Source organism: Snodgrassella alvi, assembly GCF_040741455.2.
Lineage (GTDB): Bacteria > Pseudomonadota > Gammaproteobacteria > Burkholderiales > Neisseriaceae > Snodgrassella > Snodgrassella alvi_E.
Genome location: NZ_CP160328.2, coordinates 1,078,363 through 1,101,285, shown reverse-complemented (window position 1 = coordinate 1,101,285; position 22,923 = coordinate 1,078,363). Strand labels below are relative to the sequence as shown.

General features: G+C 45.2%; 21 protein-coding genes and 1 other RNA gene. 16 read left to right on the top strand and 6 right to left on the bottom strand.

Annotated features, from left to right (window positions below):
- Positions 1-77 precede the first annotated feature (77 nt).
- The 6 genes from ABU615_RS05050 (at position 78) to ABU615_RS05025 (ending at position 6,430) form a co-directional block, all read left to right on the top strand.
- A complete protein-coding gene (locus ABU615_RS05050) occupies positions 78-1,055 on the top strand; it encodes an NAD(P)H-dependent glycerol-3-phosphate dehydrogenase (RefSeq protein ID WP_370388307.1) in 978 nt (325 codons plus the stop codon).
- 93 nt (positions 1,056-1,148) lie between these two features.
- Positions 1,149-1,475: a hypothetical protein gene (locus ABU615_RS05045; RefSeq protein ID WP_100140510.1), complete on the top strand. Its 327-nt coding sequence runs from the start codon at positions 1,149-1,151 to the stop codon at positions 1,473-1,475.
- On the top strand, positions 1,475-1,777 hold the full coding sequence (locus ABU615_RS05040; protein WP_100140509.1) for a cell division protein ZapA: 303 nt from the start codon (positions 1,475-1,477) through the stop codon (positions 1,775-1,777). The genes ABU615_RS05045 and ABU615_RS05040 overlap by 1 nt, the downstream gene beginning before the upstream one ends.
- A 6-nt stretch (positions 1,778-1,783) precedes the next feature.
- Positions 1,784-1,963: non-coding RNA, 6S RNA (gene ssrS / locus ABU615_RS05035), on the top strand.
- Positions 1,964-2,475: 512 nt separating this feature from the next.
- Positions 2,476-5,922, top strand: a complete 3,447-nt coding sequence (gene dnaE, locus ABU615_RS05030) for a DNA polymerase III subunit alpha (RefSeq protein WP_370389319.1) — start codon at positions 2,476-2,478, stop codon at positions 5,920-5,922.
- A gap of 259 nt (positions 5,923-6,181) precedes the next feature.
- Entirely contained in the window at positions 6,182-6,430 is a 249-nt protein-coding gene (locus tag ABU615_RS05025; RefSeq protein ID WP_367490799.1) for a GIY-YIG nuclease family protein, read from the top strand.
- A gap of 30 nt (positions 6,431-6,460) precedes the next feature.
- Here ABU615_RS05025 and ABU615_RS05020 read toward each other — a convergent pair whose 3' ends face one another.
- The gene (locus ABU615_RS05020; RefSeq protein WP_370389318.1) at positions 6,461-7,477 is read right to left on the bottom strand and encodes a L,D-transpeptidase; all 1,017 of its coding nucleotides are present in this window, start codon (positions 7,475-7,477) and stop codon (positions 6,461-6,463) included.
- Positions 7,478-7,606: 129 nt separating this feature from the next.
- On the opposite strand from ABU615_RS05020, the gene rlmD reads away from it, so the two are divergent.
- The 3 genes from rlmD (at position 7,607) to ABU615_RS05005 (ending at position 10,388) form a co-directional block, all read left to right on the top strand.
- Positions 7,607-8,908 carry a 23S rRNA (uracil(1939)-C(5))-methyltransferase RlmD gene (gene rlmD / locus ABU615_RS05015; RefSeq protein WP_370389317.1) on the top strand — a complete coding sequence of 434 codons (1,302 nt, stop codon included), beginning with the start codon at positions 7,607-7,609 and terminating at the stop codon, positions 8,906-8,908.
- A gap of 173 nt (positions 8,909-9,081) precedes the next feature.
- Complete coding sequence (locus ABU615_RS05010; RefSeq protein WP_370389316.1) at positions 9,082-9,657, top strand: YceI family protein; 576 nt, start codon at positions 9,082-9,084, stop codon at positions 9,655-9,657.
- Between the two features lie 296 nt (positions 9,658-9,953).
- Complete coding sequence (locus ABU615_RS05005) at positions 9,954-10,388, top strand: GNAT family N-acetyltransferase (protein ID WP_367486980.1); 435 nt, start codon at positions 9,954-9,956, stop codon at positions 10,386-10,388.
- A gap of 83 nt (positions 10,389-10,471) precedes the next feature.
- Here ABU615_RS05005 and ABU615_RS05000 read toward each other — a convergent pair whose 3' ends face one another.
- From ABU615_RS05000 to ABU615_RS04980, 5 genes are read right to left on the bottom strand one after another with little or no spacing between them, the layout of a single operon-like run.
- Positions 10,472-11,230 (bottom strand): peptidylprolyl isomerase, encoded by a 759-nt coding sequence (locus ABU615_RS05000; RefSeq protein ID WP_267404119.1) that lies wholly within the window; start codon positions 11,228-11,230, stop codon positions 10,472-10,474.
- A 50-nt stretch (positions 11,231-11,280) separates the two neighbouring features.
- Complete coding sequence (locus ABU615_RS04995) at positions 11,281-12,147, bottom strand: SurA N-terminal domain-containing protein (protein WP_367486983.1); 867 nt, start codon at positions 12,145-12,147, stop codon at positions 11,281-11,283.
- 34 nt (positions 12,148-12,181) lie between these two features.
- On the bottom strand, positions 12,182-12,460 hold the full coding sequence (locus tag ABU615_RS04990) for a BolA family transcriptional regulator (protein ID WP_100140501.1): 279 nt from the start codon (positions 12,458-12,460) through the stop codon (positions 12,182-12,184).
- A complete protein-coding gene (locus ABU615_RS04985; protein WP_370389315.1) occupies positions 12,453-12,746 on the bottom strand; it encodes a YciI family protein in 294 nt (97 codons plus the stop codon). Before ABU615_RS04985 ends, ABU615_RS04990 begins: the two co-directional genes overlap by 8 nt.
- Complete coding sequence (locus ABU615_RS04980) at positions 12,746-13,282, bottom strand: septation protein A (protein WP_100140499.1); 537 nt, start codon at positions 13,280-13,282, stop codon at positions 12,746-12,748. Before ABU615_RS04980 ends, ABU615_RS04985 begins: the two co-directional genes overlap by 1 nt.
- Before the next feature lie 375 nt (positions 13,283-13,657).
- On the opposite strand from ABU615_RS04980, the gene ABU615_RS04975 reads away from it, so the two are divergent.
- The 7 genes from ABU615_RS04975 (at position 13,658) to ABU615_RS04945 (ending at position 22,861) form a co-directional block, all read left to right on the top strand.
- Positions 13,658-16,066, top strand: coding sequence for a FimV/HubP family polar landmark protein (locus ABU615_RS04975; RefSeq protein ID WP_370389314.1), 2,409 nt, complete (start codon positions 13,658-13,660; stop codon positions 16,064-16,066).
- A 426-nt stretch (positions 16,067-16,492) separates the two neighbouring features.
- Positions 16,493-17,344 carry a tRNA pseudouridine(38-40) synthase TruA gene (gene truA / locus ABU615_RS04970; RefSeq protein WP_370388299.1) on the top strand — a complete coding sequence of 284 codons (852 nt, stop codon included), beginning with the start codon at positions 16,493-16,495 and terminating at the stop codon, positions 17,342-17,344.
- A gap of 40 nt (positions 17,345-17,384) precedes the next feature.
- A complete protein-coding gene (locus ABU615_RS04965; protein WP_370389313.1) occupies positions 17,385-18,029 on the top strand; it encodes a phosphoribosylanthranilate isomerase in 645 nt (214 codons plus the stop codon).
- Positions 18,030-18,731: 702 nt separating this feature from the next.
- Positions 18,732-19,934, top strand: coding sequence for a tryptophan synthase subunit beta (trpB, locus tag ABU615_RS04960; protein WP_100157328.1), 1,203 nt, complete (start codon positions 18,732-18,734; stop codon positions 19,932-19,934).
- A 47-nt stretch (positions 19,935-19,981) separates the two neighbouring features.
- Positions 19,982-21,163, top strand: coding sequence for an MFS transporter (locus ABU615_RS04955; protein ID WP_370389312.1), 1,182 nt, complete (start codon positions 19,982-19,984; stop codon positions 21,161-21,163).
- Between the two features lie 51 nt (positions 21,164-21,214).
- On the top strand, positions 21,215-21,490 hold the full coding sequence (locus ABU615_RS04950) for an ACT domain-containing protein (protein ID WP_100140493.1): 276 nt from the start codon (positions 21,215-21,217) through the stop codon (positions 21,488-21,490).
- Between the two features lie 9 nt (positions 21,491-21,499).
- Positions 21,500-22,861: a PFL family protein gene (locus tag ABU615_RS04945; RefSeq protein ID WP_370389311.1), complete on the top strand. Its 1,362-nt coding sequence runs from the start codon at positions 21,500-21,502 to the stop codon at positions 22,859-22,861.
- Positions 22,862-22,923 lie beyond the last annotated feature (62 nt).

Sequence of the window (22,923 nt, the reverse complement as noted above, 5' to 3'; positions counted from 1 at the left end):
TTCAGTGATTATTGATGTGCAGCAGTGCTCTAAACCGGCCAGGGTTTGGCGGAAGTTTGTTATAGGGAATATTTGTCATGAATATTGGTGTACTGGGTGCGGGAGCGTGGGGTACTGCGCTGGCCATTCATTTTGCCCTGCATTCGCATAAAGTATGGCTATGGACCCATAATATACAGCATGTGCAGCAATTACAGCAGCAGCGGCAGAATCAGCGTTATCTACCGGGTTTTGATTTACCGGAAAATTTAGCTGCTGTGGCAGAGCTGGCCTCAGCCGAGTTAATTATTATTGCTACGCCGGTGGCAGCTTTACGGCAAAGTGCGCAGAAGCTGGTGGATGCTGGCTTGAGTGATGTGCCCATTATTGCAGCTTGCAAAGGATTCGAGCAGCAAACCGGTTTACTGCCGCAGCAGGTGCTGGCGGAGGTGATGCCTAAGAATCCATGTATCGGTGTTTTATCCGGCCCGAGTTTTGCTCAGGAGCTGGCACAGCAGCTGCCCTGTGCGGTAACACTGGCATCAGAAAATTTTGTTTGGATTCAGGCGCTGGCGGCGAGTTTGAATAATACCGTTTTGCGTTTGTATGCCAATGCAGATGTGATTGGGGCGGCCGTTGGCGGTGCGGTAAAGAATGTCATGGCGATTGCAACAGGTATTGCTGACGGATTGAACTATGGTATTAATGCGCGTGTTGCGTTAATGACGCGCGGTATGGCGGAGATATCCCGTCTGAATCAGGCGCTGGGTGGTCAGGCTGCGACGTTGATGGGACTATCGGGTATGGGAGATTTGATTCTGACCTGTACCGGCTCGCTGTCGCGCAATCGCAGAGTAGGGTTGCTGCTGGCAGAAGGCAAATCACTGCCGGAAGCGCTTACTGAACTTGGACATGTGGCGGAAGGTGTATATACTGTCGAGGAAGTTTGCCGACAGGCTGCTTCGCTCGGGGTGGATATGCCAGTAGCCTGTATTCTCAAGCAATTGTTTGATGGTTGCATAGAAGTTCAGGAAATGGCTGAAATACTAATGGAACGTTCACCTAAGGTGGAATAATAATCAAATTCAATAATGAATAACAATTTAAAGTGGCAGCATGGAAATTCAGGCATTCATGCTGTGTATTCTGAGGATGGAAGCGGGTAGGGAATGGAAAATCAATTAGAACAACTGGAAGATTGCATTAAGCGGCTGGTAATACATTTTAATTCTCTTCTGGCTGAAAAGCAGCAGCTGACACAGCAACTGTCATCGGTAAAAGAAGAAATGCAGCAGCAGAATGAAAAATTTCAGACTGAACGTGAACGGATACGAAACCAGCACGAGCAGGAAAAATTACACTTGCAGGAAAGCATGCAGACAACGATTGATGGATTAATTGCTGAAAAAAACCGTTATACTTCGGTAATTAAGGCATCCAGTGATGAATTACAGCAATTGCTGAAACGCTTGCCTAAGGCGCAGGAGGAATCCTAATGGATGAAATTCAACAGGTTCGTGTGGAAATTCTTGGTCGTCCTTTTAATATCGGTACGCCCAAAAGTGAGCATGAAACATTGATGCAGGCGGTAAAAATGCTCAATGAAAAGATTGCTGCGATTCAAAGTTCCGGACGAATTGTTGAAACAGATAAAATCGTGATTATGGCTGCGCTGAATTTAGCTCATGATTTACTCAAGCTTACGGTACATGGTAATTTGGAAATCGGTGATTTTGAGCGTAAAATGCAGGATATGATTCAGCTGTGTGAAAGTACCCTCACTCTTGTGGTAAAATAACTTTTTCTTCCCCTGCTGTGTTCGCAAGGACATATATTCCTTTGAACCAATAATTCGCTTTTTTGGCGGTTGGGTAATGGTGGGCGTGAGCATTCTGTGTGAATGAACCCGAAGCCATTCGAGACTGCCAGCCTTGTCCTCAAGGTTCAAGCGGATAGCGTCCAAAACGGCACATGTGGGGGAAACCCATTTGAACAGGCTGTCTGATATTTCAGGCAGCCTGTTTTCAGTTGTTGCCAAATGTGTATTGCTAAATCACATTGTTCAGGATTAATCTTTCGCGTTTGATCGGGTGGAATACCAGTCATAGCTGCATATGAAAAGTTGTTATTTGCGATAAAAATCTGCTTTTTTATAATAAAATTCATTATTTACTGCTATTTTCATTTTTTTTGAAAATATATTGGTCTGACTGGGTTAAGTATGAGTACGTCAATCCGCGCTAAGATGTTTCGCTGTTTCAGAAGTACGTTTTTCAATCTTTTTTGAGATTGCGCTATTATCATTGTCTTCATACCGGCGATAGGATGTGGCAAATCAGGTAGAATTATGGTGGCTGTGTTATGTCCTGAAACCGGCTGTTTTAGCTGAAGCTTTATCACCTTGTTTCACATCTGTTGTCGCTTTCTATGTGAACGGTGAGTGTTTAATTCAATTCTCTTGAGCCAGACAGTTAATGTACTGGCGTGAAAAGTGCTATGTCTGACAATTCTCCTTATATTCCGCTGCGGCTACATACCGAATTTTCTATTGAAGATGGCATTGTGCGGATTAAAGAAGCGGTGAAACGTGCCAGTGAGCTCGGTTTGCCGGCACTCGGTATCAGTGATCTGATGAATGTGTTCGGCATGGTGAAGTTTTACAAAGCCTGCCGCAATGCGGGTATTAAGCCGATTATGGCAGTGGATGTGCGGGTGGAAAATCCAGAGCAGCCGGATAAACCTTTTCGTCTGATGCTGGTGGTAAAGAATCATGGTGGTTATCTGCGTTTGAATCAGTTATTGACTGACGCTTATGTAGGGGAAGACCGCAATCCGAATCAGCCTGTTATCCGCCAGCAATGGCTGGCTGATGGGGATAATAGTGGTCTGATCTGTCTGTCTGGGGCGCAGTATGGTGAAATCGGTCAGGCTCTGCTGTCGCAGAAGCCGGAGCTGGCTGCACAGGTGTGTGCTAAATATCAGCAATGGTTTGGAGAACGTTTTTATCTGGAAGTACAGCGTTTGCCTGAACGGCCGGAATGGGAAGCAGTGGTGGCTGGTAGCGTTGCGCTGGCTGCTACACATCAGATACCGGTGGTGGCGACGCATCCGGTGCAGTTTATGGATGCAGCAGACTTTCAGGCACATGAAGCCCGTGTATGTATTGCCAGCGGCTATGTTTTAGCTGATAAACGGCGTCCGCATGATTTTGTTCCAAGTCAGTATTTTGTGACGCCTGAGGAAATGGCTGAGCGGTTTGCCGATATTCCGGAAGCGCTGACTAATACCGTAGCAATTGCACAAAGTTGTAATTTGACGCTGACACTGGGCGAGCACTATCTGCCTTTGTTTCCGACACCACAAGGAATGACACTGGATGATTTGCTGGTGCAGCTTAGTAATAAAGGGTTGCGTGAGCGTATGGCGTTTCTGTATCCGGATGAGGCTGAGCGGGCTCAGAAAATGCCGGAATATCAGCAACGGCTGGATTATGAGCTGGGTATTATTATTCAGATGCAGTTTCCAGGCTATTTTCTGATTGTGCAGGACTTCATTAATTGGGCTAAACAGAATGGTTGTCCGGTAGGACCGGGGCGTGGTTCAGGTGCGGGCTCACTGGTGGCGTATTCGCTGAAGATTACTGATTTGGATCCGCTGCGCTATAACTTGCTCTTTGAACGCTTTCTGAATCCGGAGCGGGTATCGATGCCTGACTTCGATATCGACTTTTGTCAGGAAAACCGTGGGCGTGTGATTCAGTATGTCCGGCACAAATATGGTGTGCCTGCGGTTAGCCAGATTGTAACTTTTGGTACGATGTCGTCCAAATCGGTGGTACGCGATGTGGGAAGGGTATTGGATTTGCCGTTTGGTTTGTGTGACCGTTTATCCAAGCTAATACCTGTGGAGGCCAATAAGCCGTTAAGTTTAACTAAGGCGATGGAAGCAGAACCTCAGATACAGCAGCTATTACGCGAAGAAGAGGCTGAGGAACTGATGACGCTGGCGTTAAAACTGGAAGATTTGACCCGTGGGTTGGGTATGCATGCCGGTGGGGTGTTGATGGCACCGGGTAAAATTGCCGACTTCTGCCCGATTTATCAGGCCAGTGGTGAAGATGCATCGCCGGTTTCCATGTTTGATAAGGATGATGTAGAGCAGATAGGGCTGGTGAAATTCGACTTTCTTGGATTGCGGAATTTAACCATTATTGAAATGACGCAGAAATTTATTCTGGAGACGACCGGCCAGAAAGTTGATGTTAATCATATTCCATTAGATGATGCGGCTACTTACGCCAGCATTTTTGCCAAGGGTAATACCACCGCTGTTTTCCAGTTTGAGTCGGTGGGCATGAAAAAAATGCTGATAACCGCGCGTCCGACTAAATTTGAGGAAATTATTGCTTTTGTGGCCTTGTATCGGCCGGGCCCGATGGATCTGATTCCGGACTTTATCCGGCGTATGCACGGTGAAGAAAAAGTGGAATATTTGCATCCAAATCTGGAACCGGTGCTTAATTCTACCTACGGTGTAATGGTGTATCAGGAGCAGGTGATGCAGGCGGCACAGGTCTGCGGTGGGTATACACTAGGTGGCGCCGATTTATTGCGGCGAGCTATGGGTAAGAAAAAGGTTGAGGAAATGGTGAAGCATCGCGCCATTTTTGAAGCCGGAGCCGCGGAAAAGGGCATTGATAAGCATACTGCCAACGAAATTTTCAATTATATGGAAAAATTCGCTGGTTATGGTTTCAATAAATCACATGCGGCCGCTTATGCGCTGGTGTCGTATCAGACGGCATGGCTGAAATGCCATTATCTGGCGGAATATCTGGCTGGTACGATGTCCAGTGAGTTGACCAATACTGACCAGCTAAAAATCTTTGTCGATGATGGCATTGAAAATGGTATTACCTTTTTGCCGCCCAGTATTAATCAGTCTTTTTATCGGTTTACTCCGAACAATCAAAAACAGATACGCTATGCATTGGGTGCGATTAAGGGCACTGGTGAGGGTGCAGTAGAAGCGATTGTGCGAGCACGTGAAACAGGCGGGCCATTTACAGACCTGTTTGATTTTTGTCAGCGGGTTGACCGCCAGCATCTCAACCGTCGCACTATTGAAGCGCTGGTGCGTGCCGGTGCCTTTGATGAACTGAATCCGAATCGGGCTCAGTTGCTGGCCAATATAGGATTGGCTATGGAAAATGCTGAACAGGTGGCAGCCAATGCCAATCAGGGTGGGCTGTTTGATCTGGTGGAGGATGCGATAGAACCCTTGCAGATGGAAGAAGTGGCGCCATGGTCTCTGGCTGTGAAGCTGGCAGAAGAAAAACAGGCCATGGGCTTTTATTTTTCTGGGCACCCTTTCGAGCCTTATGCTGATAAGGTGCGTGCACTGGTGGGTACTAAGCTCTCTGCGTTAAAACCATCCAATAATAAACAGAAGGTAGCCGGATTTGTTACCGGTGTACGCTATATTATGGGAAAACGTGGTAAGTTTGCTGTGGTGCAGCTGGAAGACGGCACTGATAAGCAGGAGGTGGTGGTAGCAGGGCAGGCCTTGGAAGAATACGGCGCCAGTCTCAAAGCGGATCAGGTGCTGATAATGGAATGTAAGGTAGCGGTAGATGAATACAATGGCGGTGATGGTTTGCGTATCACCGCAGATGATGCATTTACTTTGGCTCAGGCCAGTGCGCGTTATGCGCGCAGTCTGCAATTATATATTGCTGCTGATGCGCCAATTCAAAAGCTAGCTGATTTGCTAAAGACTTATTGCGGAGAACAGGCGCATGTACCGCTAAAATTCTGCTGCCGCCACCAACATGCTTATGGCGAGCTGCGCGCAGATAAAAGCTGGCTGATTAGGCCAGAAGCTGTTTTGTTTGATAGCTTGTATTCTTTACTAGGGGATGAAGCGGTACATGTAAGCTTTTAAATAGGATTTTATTGCTTTTTCATGTAATTTACGTAAGTTAGAAATATTTAATTCATAAGATAATGATCAAATCTTATGTTTAAGTTTTAAATGTGATTGATTTCTCTAATTTTATTCACAATGCTAATGAAATTTATTGAAGATATTTTTAACTATCTACTGTATTTAAATTTATTGAGTATTGCGATTGAATTTATCTGCTTCTATTCTGGCCGCTCTACCCCCGTTGCCACAGTTTCACGCTGATTGGTCAGTGTATATGCTGCTTTGTGATAATGGTGCGTATTACTGTGGAATCTCAAACCGGCCTTTGCTGCGCTGGCTGGCGCATTGTTCGGGGAAAGGGGCAAAGTATACGCGTATGCATACTCCAGTGCAGATGCGGCTGGTGTGCGTGGGTATAAATAAAGCCGCGGCAGCCAGATGTGAATTTCGGCTTAAGCGGCTAAAGGTGGCAGAAAAAAGTGCATTGTGGCAGTTGTTGCCCGATTTTCAGACACGAATTTAATTTCTGTGCAATTAATTCGTTGCTGATATCTTATAGCAATGCGTCAAATCCCGGATCGGATGAGGCCGGAATTTTGTTAACTGGAATATTTTTTTCCGGAGCTGGATGTACTTTTTCTGGTACTGTAAGGGTGGGATTTAACGGGGTTATGTCTTGTTTGGATGTATCATCCATATCCTCATCCACTTCTACGTTGCTGCTTTCTGGAGCAATTTCCTGTTTAGGTTGTGAGTTTATAGTGTTGATGTGTTTTAGTTCAACCAGCTCACCCTTACCACTAGTCCACTGTAACGAGCTGAGCGCACCGCTGACTTTAGTTTTGCCGGCAGTACATGTGAGACAGATTAATGTGTTGGCCGGTTTAATCAAGGCAGCAGCTAGACGCTTTTGGTCTACCTGTTGCTGATGCTGATTTGCCCAAGAACTAATACTCTGATTAAGTAGTTTTTTGTTTAGATTGCGTTTGTTATAGGGGTCTCGGTAAACCGCAATCCAAATATCGTTCTGTTCGTCGATGTTTACTGAAACTTGCTGATAGATTACCGCTGCATCTGCACCGCTTTGAACAGTTGCAGCAAAATCCAATGCGTTGGGGCTTTGCAGCCGAACACAGCCATGACTTCGTACGCCGGGTACACTGCTGGGTACATTTGTACCATGAATGCCTAGACCGAGTCTGGGTTCACCAAGACGGACAAATACCGGACCAAGCGGATTTTTGGGGCCGGGCGGCACTGATTTCTGTACCGCTTTTCCACTGGCCGCCATTTCTTTTTGAATACTACGTGGTACGCTCCAAGTGGGATTGGCCACTTTAGCACCAATTTTGTATTCACCTAGCGGTGTTTGTGTGCTCGCTTTACCGACAGTTATGGGATAGGTTTTGATTAACTTGCCATCTTGAAACAAAAACAGCCGTAGCTGCGGAATATTCAGTATGACCTGCTGCCCCTTACTAGGTACGGCATAATCTGGCATGGGGATGGCAGCATATGCACTAGCAGATATGATGGAAGTGGTGAGTGCATAAAGTATAGGTTTCAACATTATTCTGAAAATCCGGTATGGCAATATGAATATAATCATAACGTAATTTGTCTGTGATGTGAGAAAATATACACAATTAAGATTATTTGCGGTCTTTTTCTGGCTTGAGGGTTCAGTTTGGAACAACAGTTGACAGCACATATTATTGACTGGAATCAGGAAGGGCGCGGTGTTGCCCGTGTAAACGGTAAGGCTGTATTTATTGAAGATGCTTTACCGGGTGAGGTGGTGCAGTGGCAGTCGGTACGGGAAAAAAAGTCCTACACTGAGGGCAAAATTGGCAAACTGCTACGCGCTGCTAATGCACGTATACAGCCACCTTGTGTGTACTATGGACGGTGCGGTGGCTGTAACAGCCAGCATATTGAGTTTACAACTCAGGTAGCTCTGAAACAACGTGCGTGGATGAATCAGATGCGGCGTTTAGGAAAGGTGCAACCAGACGAGCTGATGGCACCAATATATGGACTGCCATGGCGTTATCGTGAACGGGTACGTTTGCGCGCTGTGTATCAGGCTGGGCGTCTGAAACTGGGCTTTCAGGCCAGACACAGCCATAATATTGTAGATATTGATGAATGTATGGTGTTGTCGGAAGTGTTGTCAGAAGCATTAAAGCCGATTAAAACATTATTGCAAAGCTGGCCGGAGGGTAGTGTGTCCGGTGTGATGCTGCATCAGGGCAATGAGGTAAATGCTCTTACATTGCAGGCTTCTGCCATAAACCATAATCAGCGCAAACAAATTGATTCTTTGTTGCTGCAATTGCAGCAACAAACCGGAAAGCTATGGCAATGGTGGTTACAAACAGGCCGAACCACGGCGTTGCAGACTGCTAAGCACATGTACAAACTAAGCTATCATCTCCCTGAATTTCAGACAGTGATTCCTTACCAGCCAGAAGATTTCACGCAGGTTAATCAGCTGACTAATGCTTTAATGGTTCAGCGTGCCATACAATCGCTACAACCGCAAGCCGGGGAAAGAATTATAGATTGGTTCTGCGGATTGGGTAATTTCAGTCTACCGATTGCTCGGATGCAGGCTGAAGTAGTGGGTGTGGAAGGGATGGCTGCCATGTGCAGACGTGCCAGTGCCAATGCCCAATATAATGGCCTGAAACATTTAGCCCATTTTCAGCAGGCTGATCTCTTTGCAATGAATGGGCAACGTTTACGTAAGTTTGGATATGCGCATAAATGGCTGCTCGACCCGCCGCGGGCAGGTGCTCAAGCTTTGATATTGGCTTTAAATGAGCTTGAAGAACGGTTTCTGCCTAAGCGGATTGTGTATGTGTCCTGTGATCCGGCTACGCTGGCACGTGATGCTGGTTTACTGGTTAAACGTGGTTACCAGTACCGTGCCGGCGGCATTATGAATTTATTTGCACAAACAGCACATCTTGAATCTATGGCAGTTTTTGACAGATGAATGTAGCTTAAGCTTTGGATAGAAATTAGTGAAAGGAATTGTGATTAAGAACAGACCTGAATATGTTTAATTGTTTCTTTAAAAGAAAAAATATATTTACTCTGCGGGATTTGTCCGTAGGCTTATTCAGGCTACCATTAATCTGTTAGCCAAATGGACAAAGGAAATAAATAATGAGCCGATTTACCTGTATTTTGATGGCCACATTGTTGGGTATAAGTGTACCAGCAATGGCTGCAACTTATAAACTTGATCCCTTGCATACCAACGCGCGATTCACTTTAGATCATTTTGCCACTTCCAGCAATGTAGGGGGATTTTATAATCTAGAGGGTGAGTTGCAATTTGATGCGAAAGCTAAAACCGGTGCAGTAGATATTACTCTTCCACTGGCTAAGCTGGATACGGGCCGCAGTGAATTTACTCAACATCTGCAAAGTAAAGCTTTTTTTAATGCGGCACAATATCCGTCACTGCGATTTGTTTCGCAGAACTGGATTTTCGATAAAAATGGAAAAGTTAGGGCTTTGCGCGGCCAATTAACAATGGTAGGGCAAACACACCCTGTAGTTTTGCGTGCTACTAAATTCAATTGTTATAAAAGCCCGATGACACAATCTCAAGTTTGTGGCGGTGATTTTGAAGCTGTTATTGATCGTACTCAATGGGGAATTAATGAGTATGTGCAGGTTATGCCGGCAAGTCGTTATGTTAAGCTGAATATTCAAGTAGAAGCGGCGAAACAATAATCTTCTATTATCCTAGCTACGGATTACCTTGTTTGACTTTGGGTAATCCGTTTCTCTATATATTGGTTTAGGTTAAAGCAGTATTTTTATTTTTGCCAGAATTAAGATTGTTATTTGATTATTTGTCTTATTGTTTTTATACTGAGTTTGTTTTAAGTGTAAGCATAGCAAGCCGGCATAATGTAATTACAAGATATTTTGAGAAACAGTGTATTAAATCTATGCTTATTTGATTTTAGTAACAAACCAGTACCAAATGCAATCAGTTTTGTGGTTAAGAGGAGTGTGAAAGTTTTATGTGGTGTATCAAAAAATTAGATGAACTTTCGTCACAAGATTTTTATCGCATTGCTCGATTGCGTATTGACACTTTTATGGTAGAGCAGCAGCGGATATATCAAGAGTTGGATGACTGGGATGTGTTGGCCAAACATGTTTACTATAAACGAGACGGGCAAATTCTGGCTTATGCCAGAATGTATTTAGCTGGTGTGCATTTTACATTCAGTCGCTTTGTCACCCGCTCGGATTTTCGTGGTACCGGCTTAGGAGACCAGCTGATTAAACTGATCCTGCATTATGCACAGAGTCACTATTCGGATTATCCGATTAAAATTGAGTCGAGCCGTCAGGTTCTTAAATTTTATCAACAACATGGTTTTAAAATTCAAGGTGCGCCATATATTACGGATGGTATTCCTTTTGTAGATATGCTATATCAGCCAGAATGATTTTCTAGTAAGTTTTCTCGCGTTTTAGGTGAGCTGAATATAAAAAACCGGTACTTTAGTACCGGTTTTTTATATTCAGGCTATTAATTGTTTAGATTAATGCCATTGTTTTTCAAAATTTGATTGATTTGTTGGGATACTTTTTCCTGTTTGGCCTGATTGCGAAGCTGCTCTTTAATCTGGTCAAATGCGGGAGCATCAGGTGCCTGACGCGTACCAGCTAGTTTCAACAGGATGTAATGTCCGTCAATCGTGATCACATTAGGTGAAATCTGACCACTTTTCAGTTGTGAGGCCAGTTGGGCAAATTCAGGAGGCAGTTGCTGTGGGTTCATCCAATTGCTTTGTGGTGCTTCTGGGTTTACCTGTTTAAGCAAAGTTTCGTAAGCCAGTCCTTTTTTCAGTTTGCTTAAACCTTCTTCAGCTGCTTGTTCGCTTGGAAAAACAATGGGCAGTAAGTTGATTTCCTGACTCACCTGTTGATATTGCCGGCGCAAATCACTGTCGCTTACTTCAATGCTGGCAGCCAGATGGTCTACATACTGGGCTGCATAGAATTGAGCCTGCATGTTCTGCCAAGCGGCCTGTGTGTCTGGTTGTTTATCCAAACCGGCCTTAAGGGCTTCTGCTTTCAATATATCGGCCGTTTGCAGGCGCAACGTGATTTCTTTCTGAATCTCTGCTTTATTCGGCGCTGGAGCACCCGGCTGTGCCTGCATCTGACGCTCATACTGTTTTAGCATGACATTAATGCGCTGTGAATCAATTTTGGGTGCATCGGCAAAAGCGAGCCCAGCGGCCATGATACTGAAGCCGGCCAGCCAGGTAATGCTTTTTTTCATATCGTAAATTCCTTGTTATCTGATCCGTTTATTAAAGTCGGAAAAAATAATTATTTGATATTTGCATTCTTGTACAGCTGGTCAATAGCCTGAGCCAGAGTGGCACTTTGCAGACGGCGTGACAGGATTGGTTCCATTTCTTTCTGGGTTGGCAGTTTTAGGTTGCGTTTGTCGTTTACGTAGAATACAGCGTAAATGTTGCCGTTACCCTGTACCGGAGCAGGAGTGTACTGACCTTTTTTCAAATCTTTAATGGCGTTATAAACGGGTGTGGCACTCTCTTGAAGGTCTTTCATGGCAACATAGCCTTTTGGAATACCTCCGTTTTCACGGCCGGCCGGATCAATTGTGAACTCTTTGGCTACGGTCGCAAAGCTTTTTTTCTCTTTTAGTTTAGCTATGGCTTTATTGGCCGTGTCTGCATCACGTGTGATAATTTCACCTAACTGAACTTCCTGAGTGCCGCTGTAATATTTCACCATGTCGTTATAGGCATTGCGCACATCTTCAGGTTTTACAGGGTTATTTTTGGCAACGTTGGCCAGATAAGCCTGAGTCAGCAGATTATCTTTAAAGAAAGCCCATTCTTCTTTGAAACCAGGCTTTTTATCATCGCCAAGACGTTTAGCTTCTGCTTCTGCCTGATTCAATGCATTCAAATATTCTGGATCTTTATCAAGATTCTGCTTTTTGGCGGCCTGAATCAGTAAGGTACGAGTCACCAGACGGCCAGTGATGCTCTTGCGTAATTCGGGTGTATCCTGAATCTGGTTCTGGCTTTCCTGAACCAATACGGCTACCTGATTATCGACCTCTTTACTGTCGATTTTGGTTCCGTTTACGGTCGCAACCGTCTGGGCAGTAGCAATACCGGTTAGTCCCAGTAAAATGGCAGCAGCAATTAATTGTTTTTTCATGGTTAACTCTCTCATTTAAGTGGATAGAAATAGATTATTGCTTGGTTAAATATTCGCTGTTTGTACATGCCATGATGCTGAGGGCATGGATGGTATTAGCCTTGAATAAATCTTTCAGTAGCTGATGAACTTTCCGCTGACGAGCCAGACGCGATAAACCGTTGAATGCATCGCTGACCACTAGCAAACGATAATGTCCCCCGCCATGATGACCTTTATGCCCTGCATGCAGATGGCTGTCGTCAATCAGTTTGAGTTGTACCGGATTCAGTGATTGCAGGCGCATACGGATGGCTGTTTGGATGTCAGTCATCAGGCAAAACTTTTTTAAAAGGCCGAATCAGTATTTCTTCATAGACGCCTGCATCCACATAAGGATCTTGTTCCGCCCATGCCTGTGCTTCATCTAAAGATTCAAAATCGGCAATGACCAGACTACCAGAAAAACGGCTTTCATCATCTGGCAGAGGATTAGGACCGGCCAAAACCAAACGGTTTTGTGCTTGTAGCTCTTGCAATCGAGCCAGATGTCTGGGTCTGGCCTTGATACGTGCTTCATGACTATTGTCGGCATCAGTGGCCATCAGCATAAACAGCATTACAACTCATCCTTTTTAATGTATCGGCTAATATATACCGTCTGTCCGATGGTAAACAGAACTAAAATGGTGGTACTGCCAAAAAGTTTGAAATTAACCCATTGTGCTTCGGTAAAGCAATAAGCAACCCACAAATTGAGTGTACCCAGTGCCAGTAGAAATATTACCCAAGCATAAGTAAGTTTACGCCATGCCGGAGCTGGCAAGCTAATTTCTTTGCCAATTGTGCTTTTTAGCACGTTTTTTCCGCATAGATGTGAAATCAGCAGGCCTATAGCCATTACCCAAAAAAGGATTGTTGGCTTCCACATTATGAAGTGCGGGTTTTTTAATATTATGGTTGCGCCACCCAGTATTACAACCAAAAGCAGGCTTACCCACTGCATGGTTTGCAGACGCCGGTATTTAATTAAACACCATGCGGCCTGAATCAAGCCGGCTGCGATAGCCACCTCGGTGGCCAGAATAATATTTTTGGTTAAGGCATAGGTAGCAAAGAAGAGAATAACTACCAGAAATTCGAATACTGCTTTCATTATTCAGGACTGTATATCTTTTTTCAGGTTTGTTGTTGTAGGGTGTGAAATAATCTCCATGATACCCTGAGTTTTTACACTTGGCACCTGTTAAAGCAAGGTATTAAACAAAATTTAACCATTGTTGTATATTGGTTTAGTGTTTTTTGGATGATGTTTCGTCTGAAAATATCCACAGTTATGCATGTTATAAGAGCAAAATAGGTCAAGGTGATTTGGCATTAAATGGTCGCAAAAGCTATTATAGCGTGAGATAATATAAAAACAGGTTTAGTGAACGTTAAACACCAGTTGCATTTTAAGTACTTGCAGAAATTTTCAAATGAATAGGCACGAGCCTGATGGCAATGGTGCATTACCGGTGAGGGTACGGGATTGAAGAACGCATATAATTTAAAAATCATCGCACTGTCTTTATGTTTTTCGGCCAGTGCACCTGCATGGGCAGGACTTGGCAGCCTGCAGGTTAACTCTGCTTTGGGAGAGCCATTTTCAGGTAGCGTGGTTGTAACTGGTGATGAAGCCAGAGCCGCTTTAAAGGGTCGGCCGACAATTTCAGGCGCACCGCTACAGGTGCGGGTGACACCGCAAGGGCAGAATGCAGTGATTCATTTGCGATCCAGTAAGCCAATTAGTGATCCGATGATGTCTTTTAGCCTCGTCTCAGGTAGTCAGGGTAGGCAATATACAGCATTACTTGATCCGCCGGAAAATGGGCATGGTTCCTCTGCTTCTGCTCGAAATGGCAGTAAACATCATAAGCAGGCACACTCTGTTAGAAACAAATCCGCTGCACGGGCTACTGCAGCTTTGCAAAACAGGCTTGCTTCAGACAATGCGGTAGTGAAATATAATGTAGACAATAATGAAACACTGATGGATGTTGCACGTAAGGTACGGCCGCAGAATATGACAGTAGAGCAGACAATGCATGCTCTGCTTGTGGCCAATCCACAGGCATTTCGTAATGGTAATCCGGATTTGATGTATCGGAATATCAGTCTGAATATTCCTTCTACTACCCAGCTGTATAAATTATCTAAAGTAAAAATTAAAACGGTTCAACAGCCGGTGACTGCACAGAGTAAATCACCTGTATCTGTTGCGCCAGATGCTAAGGCTGCTGAAAATACTGCAGCCGCAACTCCAACCAAATCTGATGTATCTGCAAACAAAATTCAGAAGGCTGCTGCTTCAGAACCTATAGTTCCAACTAAGCCAGAAGTAGCTAAAACGCAAGATGCAGGTAAAACTGAAGCTGTTGCTGCCTCCGCATCTGCACCAGCCGCTTCTGCTGCTTCTGTGGTGAAAGCGAAACCAGTGCAGCCTAAGGTCAATCCAACTCCAGCACCTGTACAGCCTGTAGAACCTGCACCAGAAGAATCGTTGTTGCCATCCTGGTGGCCTTATGCTTTGGTTGGTCTCGCTGGTGTGCTGCTGATTGCCGCATTTATATGGCAGAGACGTAAAAAACGCGATGCTGAGGAAGCTGAGGAATATTATTCATCTGATGATGAAGACGATGATGATGTGGTATTCAATGATGAACCACCGAAACTTCAACAGTCAGAACCGGCATCGCCAGCTGCAACTAATCAGGCATCTACTGCAGTGGCAGCCTCATCAGCGTCAGCCGATGCAGATGATTGGTCGTGGCTGAATGATGAGTCTTCTGACAGCTCCGAGAAAGCTGACGCGCCGGCTGACAATGTTTCCGAATCTGCCGTTACTACTCAGCTTCCCGAATCAAAACCTGAGGCTGCTGCAAACAAGCCTGAAGAAGATGATATTGACTGGCTGAATTTTAATTTCACCGATGATACGCCAGCTGCTCCTGCAGATACAACAGCCCCATCAGTAGCAGAGATGGATAATGGCGACGATTTATCTTGGCTGGATCAAATTGATGAAACTGAACAGCCGGAAGTGCTGACTTCTAAAGAATCTCCTGTAACTGAGCCGGAAAAAGAAGAAGCAGACAGCGCGGATTTTGAATGGGTGGTGGCTGATGATGCTAGTAAAGATGAGCATGAATCGGCTGCGCATTCTGATGTGGTGATGGCTGAGCAAACAGCCACAGATACTGATGATTTGCCATCATTAGATATGAATTTCAGCCCAGAGGAGGAGCCTGCTGTTGTTGAGCCGGAATCTAAACCGGCGGCAGCTGAAGTGGATACACTTAATGCTCTGGCTGATTTGCAATGGGACGAGGACTTTAAGTTTGATGAAGAGTCCAAAAACGAATCTGCTGCTGTGGCAGAGGATACATCCTCTACAATTGATCAGGCTTTGTCATCTCAGGATCAACATGCGTTTGTTGCTGAAGATGAAGCGATTTCAAATGATATTGATTGGGATGCATTAAGTATTAGTGATGAGCATGAGGATTCACAAGCTGCTCCATCTACTTCAGCACAACCGACTGATGCTGATGTGGTGGATGTTTCGTCCATGGACTTTACACTGGATGATAATCAGGCAGAATCCACAGCTATTGAAAGTAGCGCTGCCCCTTCTCCAGCTCCAATTTCTTCTTTTGCAACTGGCAACGGTGCACAGGATTGGCTAGAGCAGTCGGCCGAAGAGGAAGAAGAAACTGATAAGCCATTGACACCTGAACAGCAGGCAATTCCGTTACAGGCCAAGCTGGAGCTGGCTAAGATGTATCTGGAGATGGATGATGCGGTGACTGCACGCCAGACTTTACGAGAATTGGTCGATGAAGCTAATGGCGCAGTTTTGGCGGAAGCTCAGAATCTGTTACAACAGCTAGGAGGCTAATCTGTACAGAACATGCTAAATGACAGTTCGTATTTGGTAAAGACTGAATCCTGTATCAGGATTCAGTCTTTTTATTTCGAGTTTGTATCTAGATTTGATTTATATGACGATATTTTGGAAGCAATAAAAAATGCTGTATTTAGATAGATTATATGCGGCTGGTGTTGAAAAATGTATTTGCAAAATCTTTGGTATGTTATCCAACTGCTATTGGCTGTAAACAGCTTTTTGCTAAGTCTGGTAGCAAAAACGAAAACTATCATCAATCAGTATCTGTCTAATGATTTGGATGAGTGTGCCGGCCGCCAAATTGTTTATCTTACCTGTTTATTTGGTAAGCAACTCATTATAAATATGAACGCAAATGATGGCTATGCGATAATAATGCCACATAACAGTGTGTATTAATGTGGATTTGGAAAAGGAATGGTAGGTAATGTGGTAAAGCGTCCAGAAAATATGCAGGATGATATTGGCTACAAGCAGCGCTGGGCATTAACAATTGCTTATGATGGTACAGCTTTCCATGGCTGGCAGAAACAGCCAGACGGATTATATACCATTCAGTCGGTGTTGGAGAAAGCAATAAGCTCTGTAGCGGCGGAAGAAGTAGAGGTGGTGGTGGCAGGGCGCACTGATGCTGGTGTGCATGCTACCGGTCAGATTGTACACTTCGACACGCATGCCAGACGAAGTGCGGAGGCATGGCTGCGTGGAAGCAATACGACAATGGATAAGAATATCCGGATTCTTAAAGCTCAGATGGTTGCTGCTGAATTTCATGCACGGTTTGATGCTTGCGGACGGCGTTACCGTTATATGCTTGAATCCAGTCGTGTCCGTATGCCGCAGCTGCGTGGACGAGTCGGCTGGACTCATTATCCTCTCAATATGGAATTGATGCGTGAAGCAGCTGCATTGCTGGTTGGTGAACACGATTTTTCCAGCTTTCGCTCCAGTGACTGTCAGGCTAAATCACCAGTAAAAACTTTGTATGCACTGAGACTCAGTGGTAGTCCTGAATTGATGGCGATAGATTTCCATGGCAGTGCATTTGTCCACAATATGGTGCGTAATATTGTAGGTGCGCTGGTGTATGTGGGAGCGGGTAAGCTAAGTGTGTCTGGATTTGCACAATTGCTGGCGGCAAAAAGCCGGCAACTGGCTCCGCCAACATTTATGCCGGACGGGCTATACCTTACCGGTGTTGATTATCCCGCTCAATGGGATGTGGATACGCAGCCATTGCCGCTATGGCTTTGGCCGAATCTAGATTAATTTAGGTGGGGCACTAACTGGCAGTTAAAAAAGGTGAAATATGAACATTCGTACGAAAATTTGTGGCATGACGAGGGTTGAAGATGCACAGTTTGCTGCACAATTAGGGGTAGATGCCATTGGGTTGATATTTTTTGCTGGCAGTAAGCGCTGTGTCACAATTGCGCAGGCTCAGACGATTGTGCGTGCAATAGCACCTTTTGTTACGGTGGTTGGGCTGTTTGTGAATGCACGGGCTGCTGAGATAGAGGATGTACTGGCGAAGGTGCCGCTGGATGTGCTTCAGTTTCATGGTGATGAAAATGCGGAATTCTGTCGCCAATTCCAGCGTCCATATATTAAGGCTGTACGGGTACAAAACAGGGCTGATATTGAAACGGCTGCTGCTGTGCATACGGATGCACGTGCTTTATTGTTTGATGCTGCGGTCAGTGGACAATATGGCGGTACTGGGCAGAGTTTTGATTGGCAAATTTTGCCGTCCATGCTGGCACGGCCATGGGTGCTTTCCGGTGGTTTGAAACCGGAAAATATTGTCTCTGCAATCAGACAAAGTAATGCTCTGGCTATTGATGTGTGCAGTGGTGTGGAGCAGTCACCCGGTGTCAAGGATAAGCAAAAGATGCAGGATCTGATGTCTGCAATTAGTACTTTTTCTACTTGGGGTGTTGATTCTAGGTGCTAATAATACCTTTGTTTGTACGGTATGATAATATTTTTTTATAAAACAATTAGTTATTTAAATAAATTTTGCGAACGTGGAATTTTTATTTTGGGCTTCAAAGATTTCCAAATCTGTGCTGATTTTGACTTTTACGCGGAAAAGTATTAAGGAGTTTTGGTTAAATTAGCTTATATAGATGATGCTTTAAAGCTAAATTTTTCTATTGTACTAAAGTAAAACGATATTTACCTGTCTGTCTGAGTATTGTGTTTTATTTCAGATTTTGATGGAAAATTTCAATGTAATAAGCTCGTTGTTATGTGTGAATGGTAGTGTATAAGATTTTCAAAGTGGTTCTGATGTCTAGATACGAAAAGTAATTTACTAAAAATATGATTTTATCGTGTCGCTACAATCAATTTATCTAACGATGGTTTTTTCATTACTCATCATAATTGAATAAACGAACTTTCTTAGATGACGTTTGTTTCTGATACTGCGAAACAGGTTATTCAGAACACAAGTCTGCATTGGCGTCATTTTGGTAATTATTTATGTTTGTTTTTTATGATACCCGAAATTGCGACATAGACAGATGAAAGCAAAGTTGTGAGTGCAATTATTCTGTAGGTTAGACGGTTTACAGGATAATGTATTTAAAAAATGTTAATATGGCCGAATAGTTTTATTCTCTAGGTATTTAGTTGCTCAATGGAAAAAAATATGGAAAATTATCATTATCCGGATGAACAGGGATTTTATGGTGAGCATGGCGGGCTGTTTGTATCAGAGACACTGATTACGGCTCTAACTGAGTTAAAACAGGCTTATTATGCAGCGAAGGCTGATCCGGCGTTCTGGGCACAATACCATGAAGATTTGAAATATTATGTGGGACGTCCCAGTCCTGTGTACTATGCCCGCCGCCTAACTGCTCATCTGGGTGGGGCACAGATTTATTTGAAGCGGGAAGACCTGAATCATACCGGTGCGCACAAAATCAACAATACGATTGGTCAGGCTTTACTGGCACAGCGCATGGGTAAAAAGCGAGTGATTGCCGAAACCGGCGCTGGCCAGCATGGCGTGGCATCAGCGACAGTGGCAGCACGATTCGGCATGGAATGCACAGTGTTTATGGGCACAGAGGATATTCAGCGTCAGGCACCGAATGTGTACCGGATGAAACTTTTGGGTGCAAAGGTGGTGGGTGTGGATTCAGGCTCATGCACGCTGAAAGATGCCATGAATGAGGCTTTACGTGAGTGGGTGGCACGGGTAGATGATACTTATTATATTATTGGTACTTCTGCCGGTCCGATGCCCTACCCAGAAATGGTACGCGATTTTCAGTGCGTGATTGGCAATGAGGCCAAGCAGCAGATGCAAGAAGCAATCGGGCGACAGCCGGATGTAGCTGTAGCTTGTGTTGGTGGTGGTTCGAATGCGATCGGGCTATTTTATCCTTATATTAATGTCCCTGAAACGCGTCTGGTGGGAGTAGAGGCCGGTGGTCTGGGTCTGACTGGACATCAGCATGCTGCGCCTATCAGCTCACATAGTCCGGTAGGAGTTTTACACGGCTTCCGCAGTTATTTGATGCAGGATGAAAACGGGCAGGTGGTTTCCACGCATTCAGTTTCTGCCGGTCTGGATTATCCAGGAATCGGTCCTGAACACAGCTTGCTGCATGATATTGGTCGTGTTCAGTATGAAGCTATGGGTGATGAGGCAGCAATGGAAGCGTTCCATCTGCTCTGTCATCAAGAGGGAATCATACCAGCGCTGGAATCTAGCCACGCTCTGGCATGGGCTGTGGCCAATGCACCGAAAATGAGTCCGGATGAAGTGATTCTGGTGAATCTTTCCGGCCGCGGTGATAAGGATATCAATACGGTTGCCCGTTTGGATGGTATCAGCCTGTGATTATGCAGGCCACTGTGCTGTAATTGTTTGAATATTGTTTGTGGTGTATGAATAATCGTATCAGGCTGTCTTCTGTACAGATTTTTTTGATGGCGTTGGCCATCGGTCTGGCGGTAGCTAGTAATTATTTTGTTTTTCCGCTGATTGAGGTCATGGCTCGCTATTTTGGACTGGATGTGGACAGTAGCGGAATGCTGATTACACTCACACAGTTGGCCTATGCGCTGGGTCTGATGTTTCTGGTGCCTTTGGGTGATTTGCTGGATAACAAAAAATTAATCGTTTCTCTGTACGGTGTAGTCAGTATTAGTGCACTACTCATTGCACTGGCGCCGAATATATATTTATTTGTAGCCGGACTGTTGCTGGTGGGTGCTTTTTGTACGGTTGCGCAGATACTGATGCCGCTAGCAGCCAGCCTAACTGATCCTGAGCAGCGCGGGCGTGTAATTGGTACGTTGATGAGCGGTTTGTTGCTGGGGATTCTGCTGTCGCGCACTTTTTCCGGTTTGGTGGCTCATTGGTGGGGCTGGCGCATGGTGTATGTATTGGGCGCGGTCATGCTGATGCTGATGACGCTGACTTTGCAATGGAAGTTACCGCATGTACAACGTGAGCGCAGCCGATCTTTTGGCTATTGGCAGACATTAGTATCGGTGTGGTCTTTGTTGTGGCGTACGCCGTTATTGCGTCAGCGTGGTGTGCTGGGGGCGCTGGATTTTTGTCTATTTTCTGTGTTGTGGACGCCGCTGACGCTGTTGCTCAGTAACGCTCCGTATCATTTCAGTTTAAGTACGATTGGTTTGTTCGGACTGTTTGGTGCGCTGGGTATATTCGGTTCCAATGTCGGAGGCTGGGCGGCTGATAAAGGCCGCAGTTATGCAATGACCGTGGTGTGTGCGCTGCTGTTTCTCTTCAGCTGGGCACTGCTGTATGCCGGTGGCCAGTATCTGTGGGCGCTGATTGGCGGGGTAATACTGCTGGATTTTGCTATTCAGGCTTTGCATATCTGCAATCAGTCATTAATTTATCGTTCAGATCCGGCGCTGAAAGGCCGTATTGCATCGGGCTATATGAGTATGTATTTTATCGGCGGTGTACTTGGTTCGCTGGCTTCCGCTATGGCTTATGCACATGTCGGCTGGAATGGAGTGGCAATGCTTGGGGGCGGAATTGCTCTTTTAATTCTGCTGTGTGCGCTTTTGTTTAAATGTGAGCAAATGTCTTAAGGCTGTTTGCGCTCTTCTGATTTGAAATCGTTATTGTGAATAGGATTGAGTATGTCTAGTCATGCTGTGATGACAGTAATTGGTAAGGACCGTATTGGTATTGTTGCTGAAGTTGCCACTTTGCTGGCAGAGCATCAGGTAAGCATTATGAATATTAGCCAGCAGCTTATGGATGATTATTTCACTATGATTATTCTGCTGGATACGGAGCGATGCACAATGCCGCGTTTGCAGTTCAGTGAATTTCTGGACAGTGAAGGTGAAAAGCGGGGTTTGCATATCCGTGTGCAGGACGAAGCTCTGTTTAATGCTATGCATCGGATTTAGGAGTTTTCTATGTCGTTTTCTATTCAGAATAATGAAATTCTGGAAACAGTGCGTATGGTCTCTGACCAGCATTTTGATGTGCGTACCATTACCATTGGTATTGATCTGCATGATTGTATTGATACAGATATTAACCGCCTCAATGAAAAGATTTTTAACAAGATTACGCGGGTGGGAAAAAATTTGGTGCAGACGGCAACAGAACTTTCTGCCAAATATGGTGTGCCTATTGTAAATCAACGCATTGCGGTCACACCGATTGCACAGATTGGTGCTGCCACTGGTGCGGATTCCTATGTATCAATTGCGCAGACGCTGGATAAGGCTGCCAAAGCCATTGGTATTTCATTTATTGGTGGTTTTTCCGCTCTGGTACATAAGGGTATGAGTCCGGCCGATGAGGTATTGATTCGTTCTATTCCTAAGGCAATGGCCTGTACTGATGTGGTGTGTAGCTCGGTAAATATCGGCTCTACACGTGCCGGTATTAATATGGATGCCGTTAGGTTAATGGGCAAAACCATCCGTCAGACTGCTGAAATCACACCAGAGGGCTTTGGCTGTGCCAAACTCGTTGTGTTTTGTAATGCTGTGGAGGATAACCCATTTATGGCCGGTGCTTTTCATGGTGCCGGCGAGGCGGATTGCGTGATTAATGTGGGCGTGTCCGGACCGGGTGTGGTTTGTGCGGCATTACAGAATACGCAGGGTCTTTCTCTGACCGAAGTGGCCGAGCTGGTGAAGAAAACTGCGTTTAAAATTACTCGCGTAGGTGAGTTAATTGGGCACGAAGCCAGCAAAATGCTCGGTATTCCATTTGGTATTCTGGATTTATCACTGGCGCCTACTCCGGCAGTGGGTGATAGTGTGGCACGCATTTTGGAAGCAATGGGGTTGAGTGTATGCGGTACCCACGGTACCACAGCCGCACTGGCCTTACTTAATGATGCCGTGAAAAAAGGCGGTATGATGGCGTCTAGTGCTGTGGGCGGTCTGAGTGGTGCATTTATACCGGTATCGGAAGATGAAGGTATGATAGCCGCAGTAGAAGCAGGTGTATTGACACTGGATAAGCTGGAAGCGATGACCGCAGTGTGTTCGGTAGGTCTGGATATGATTGCGGTACCGGGCGATACACCGGCGAGTACGCTTGCCGGTATTATTGCTGATGAAGCGGCAATCGGACTAATTAATAGTAAAACCACGGCAGTGCGGGTGATTCCTGTTAGCGGTAAAGATGTTGGTGATTACGTAGAGTTTGGAGGCCTGCTGGGACGGGCGCCGGTGATGCCGGTAAAATCCGGTTCCTGCGAGGTGTTTATCAATCGCGGCGGTCGCGTGCCGGCACCAGTGCAGTCGATGAAAAATTAAAGGATGTGCTGTGGTGCATGCTATGATTAAGTTGAGATTAACTGTACAGCGGGTATTGCAGT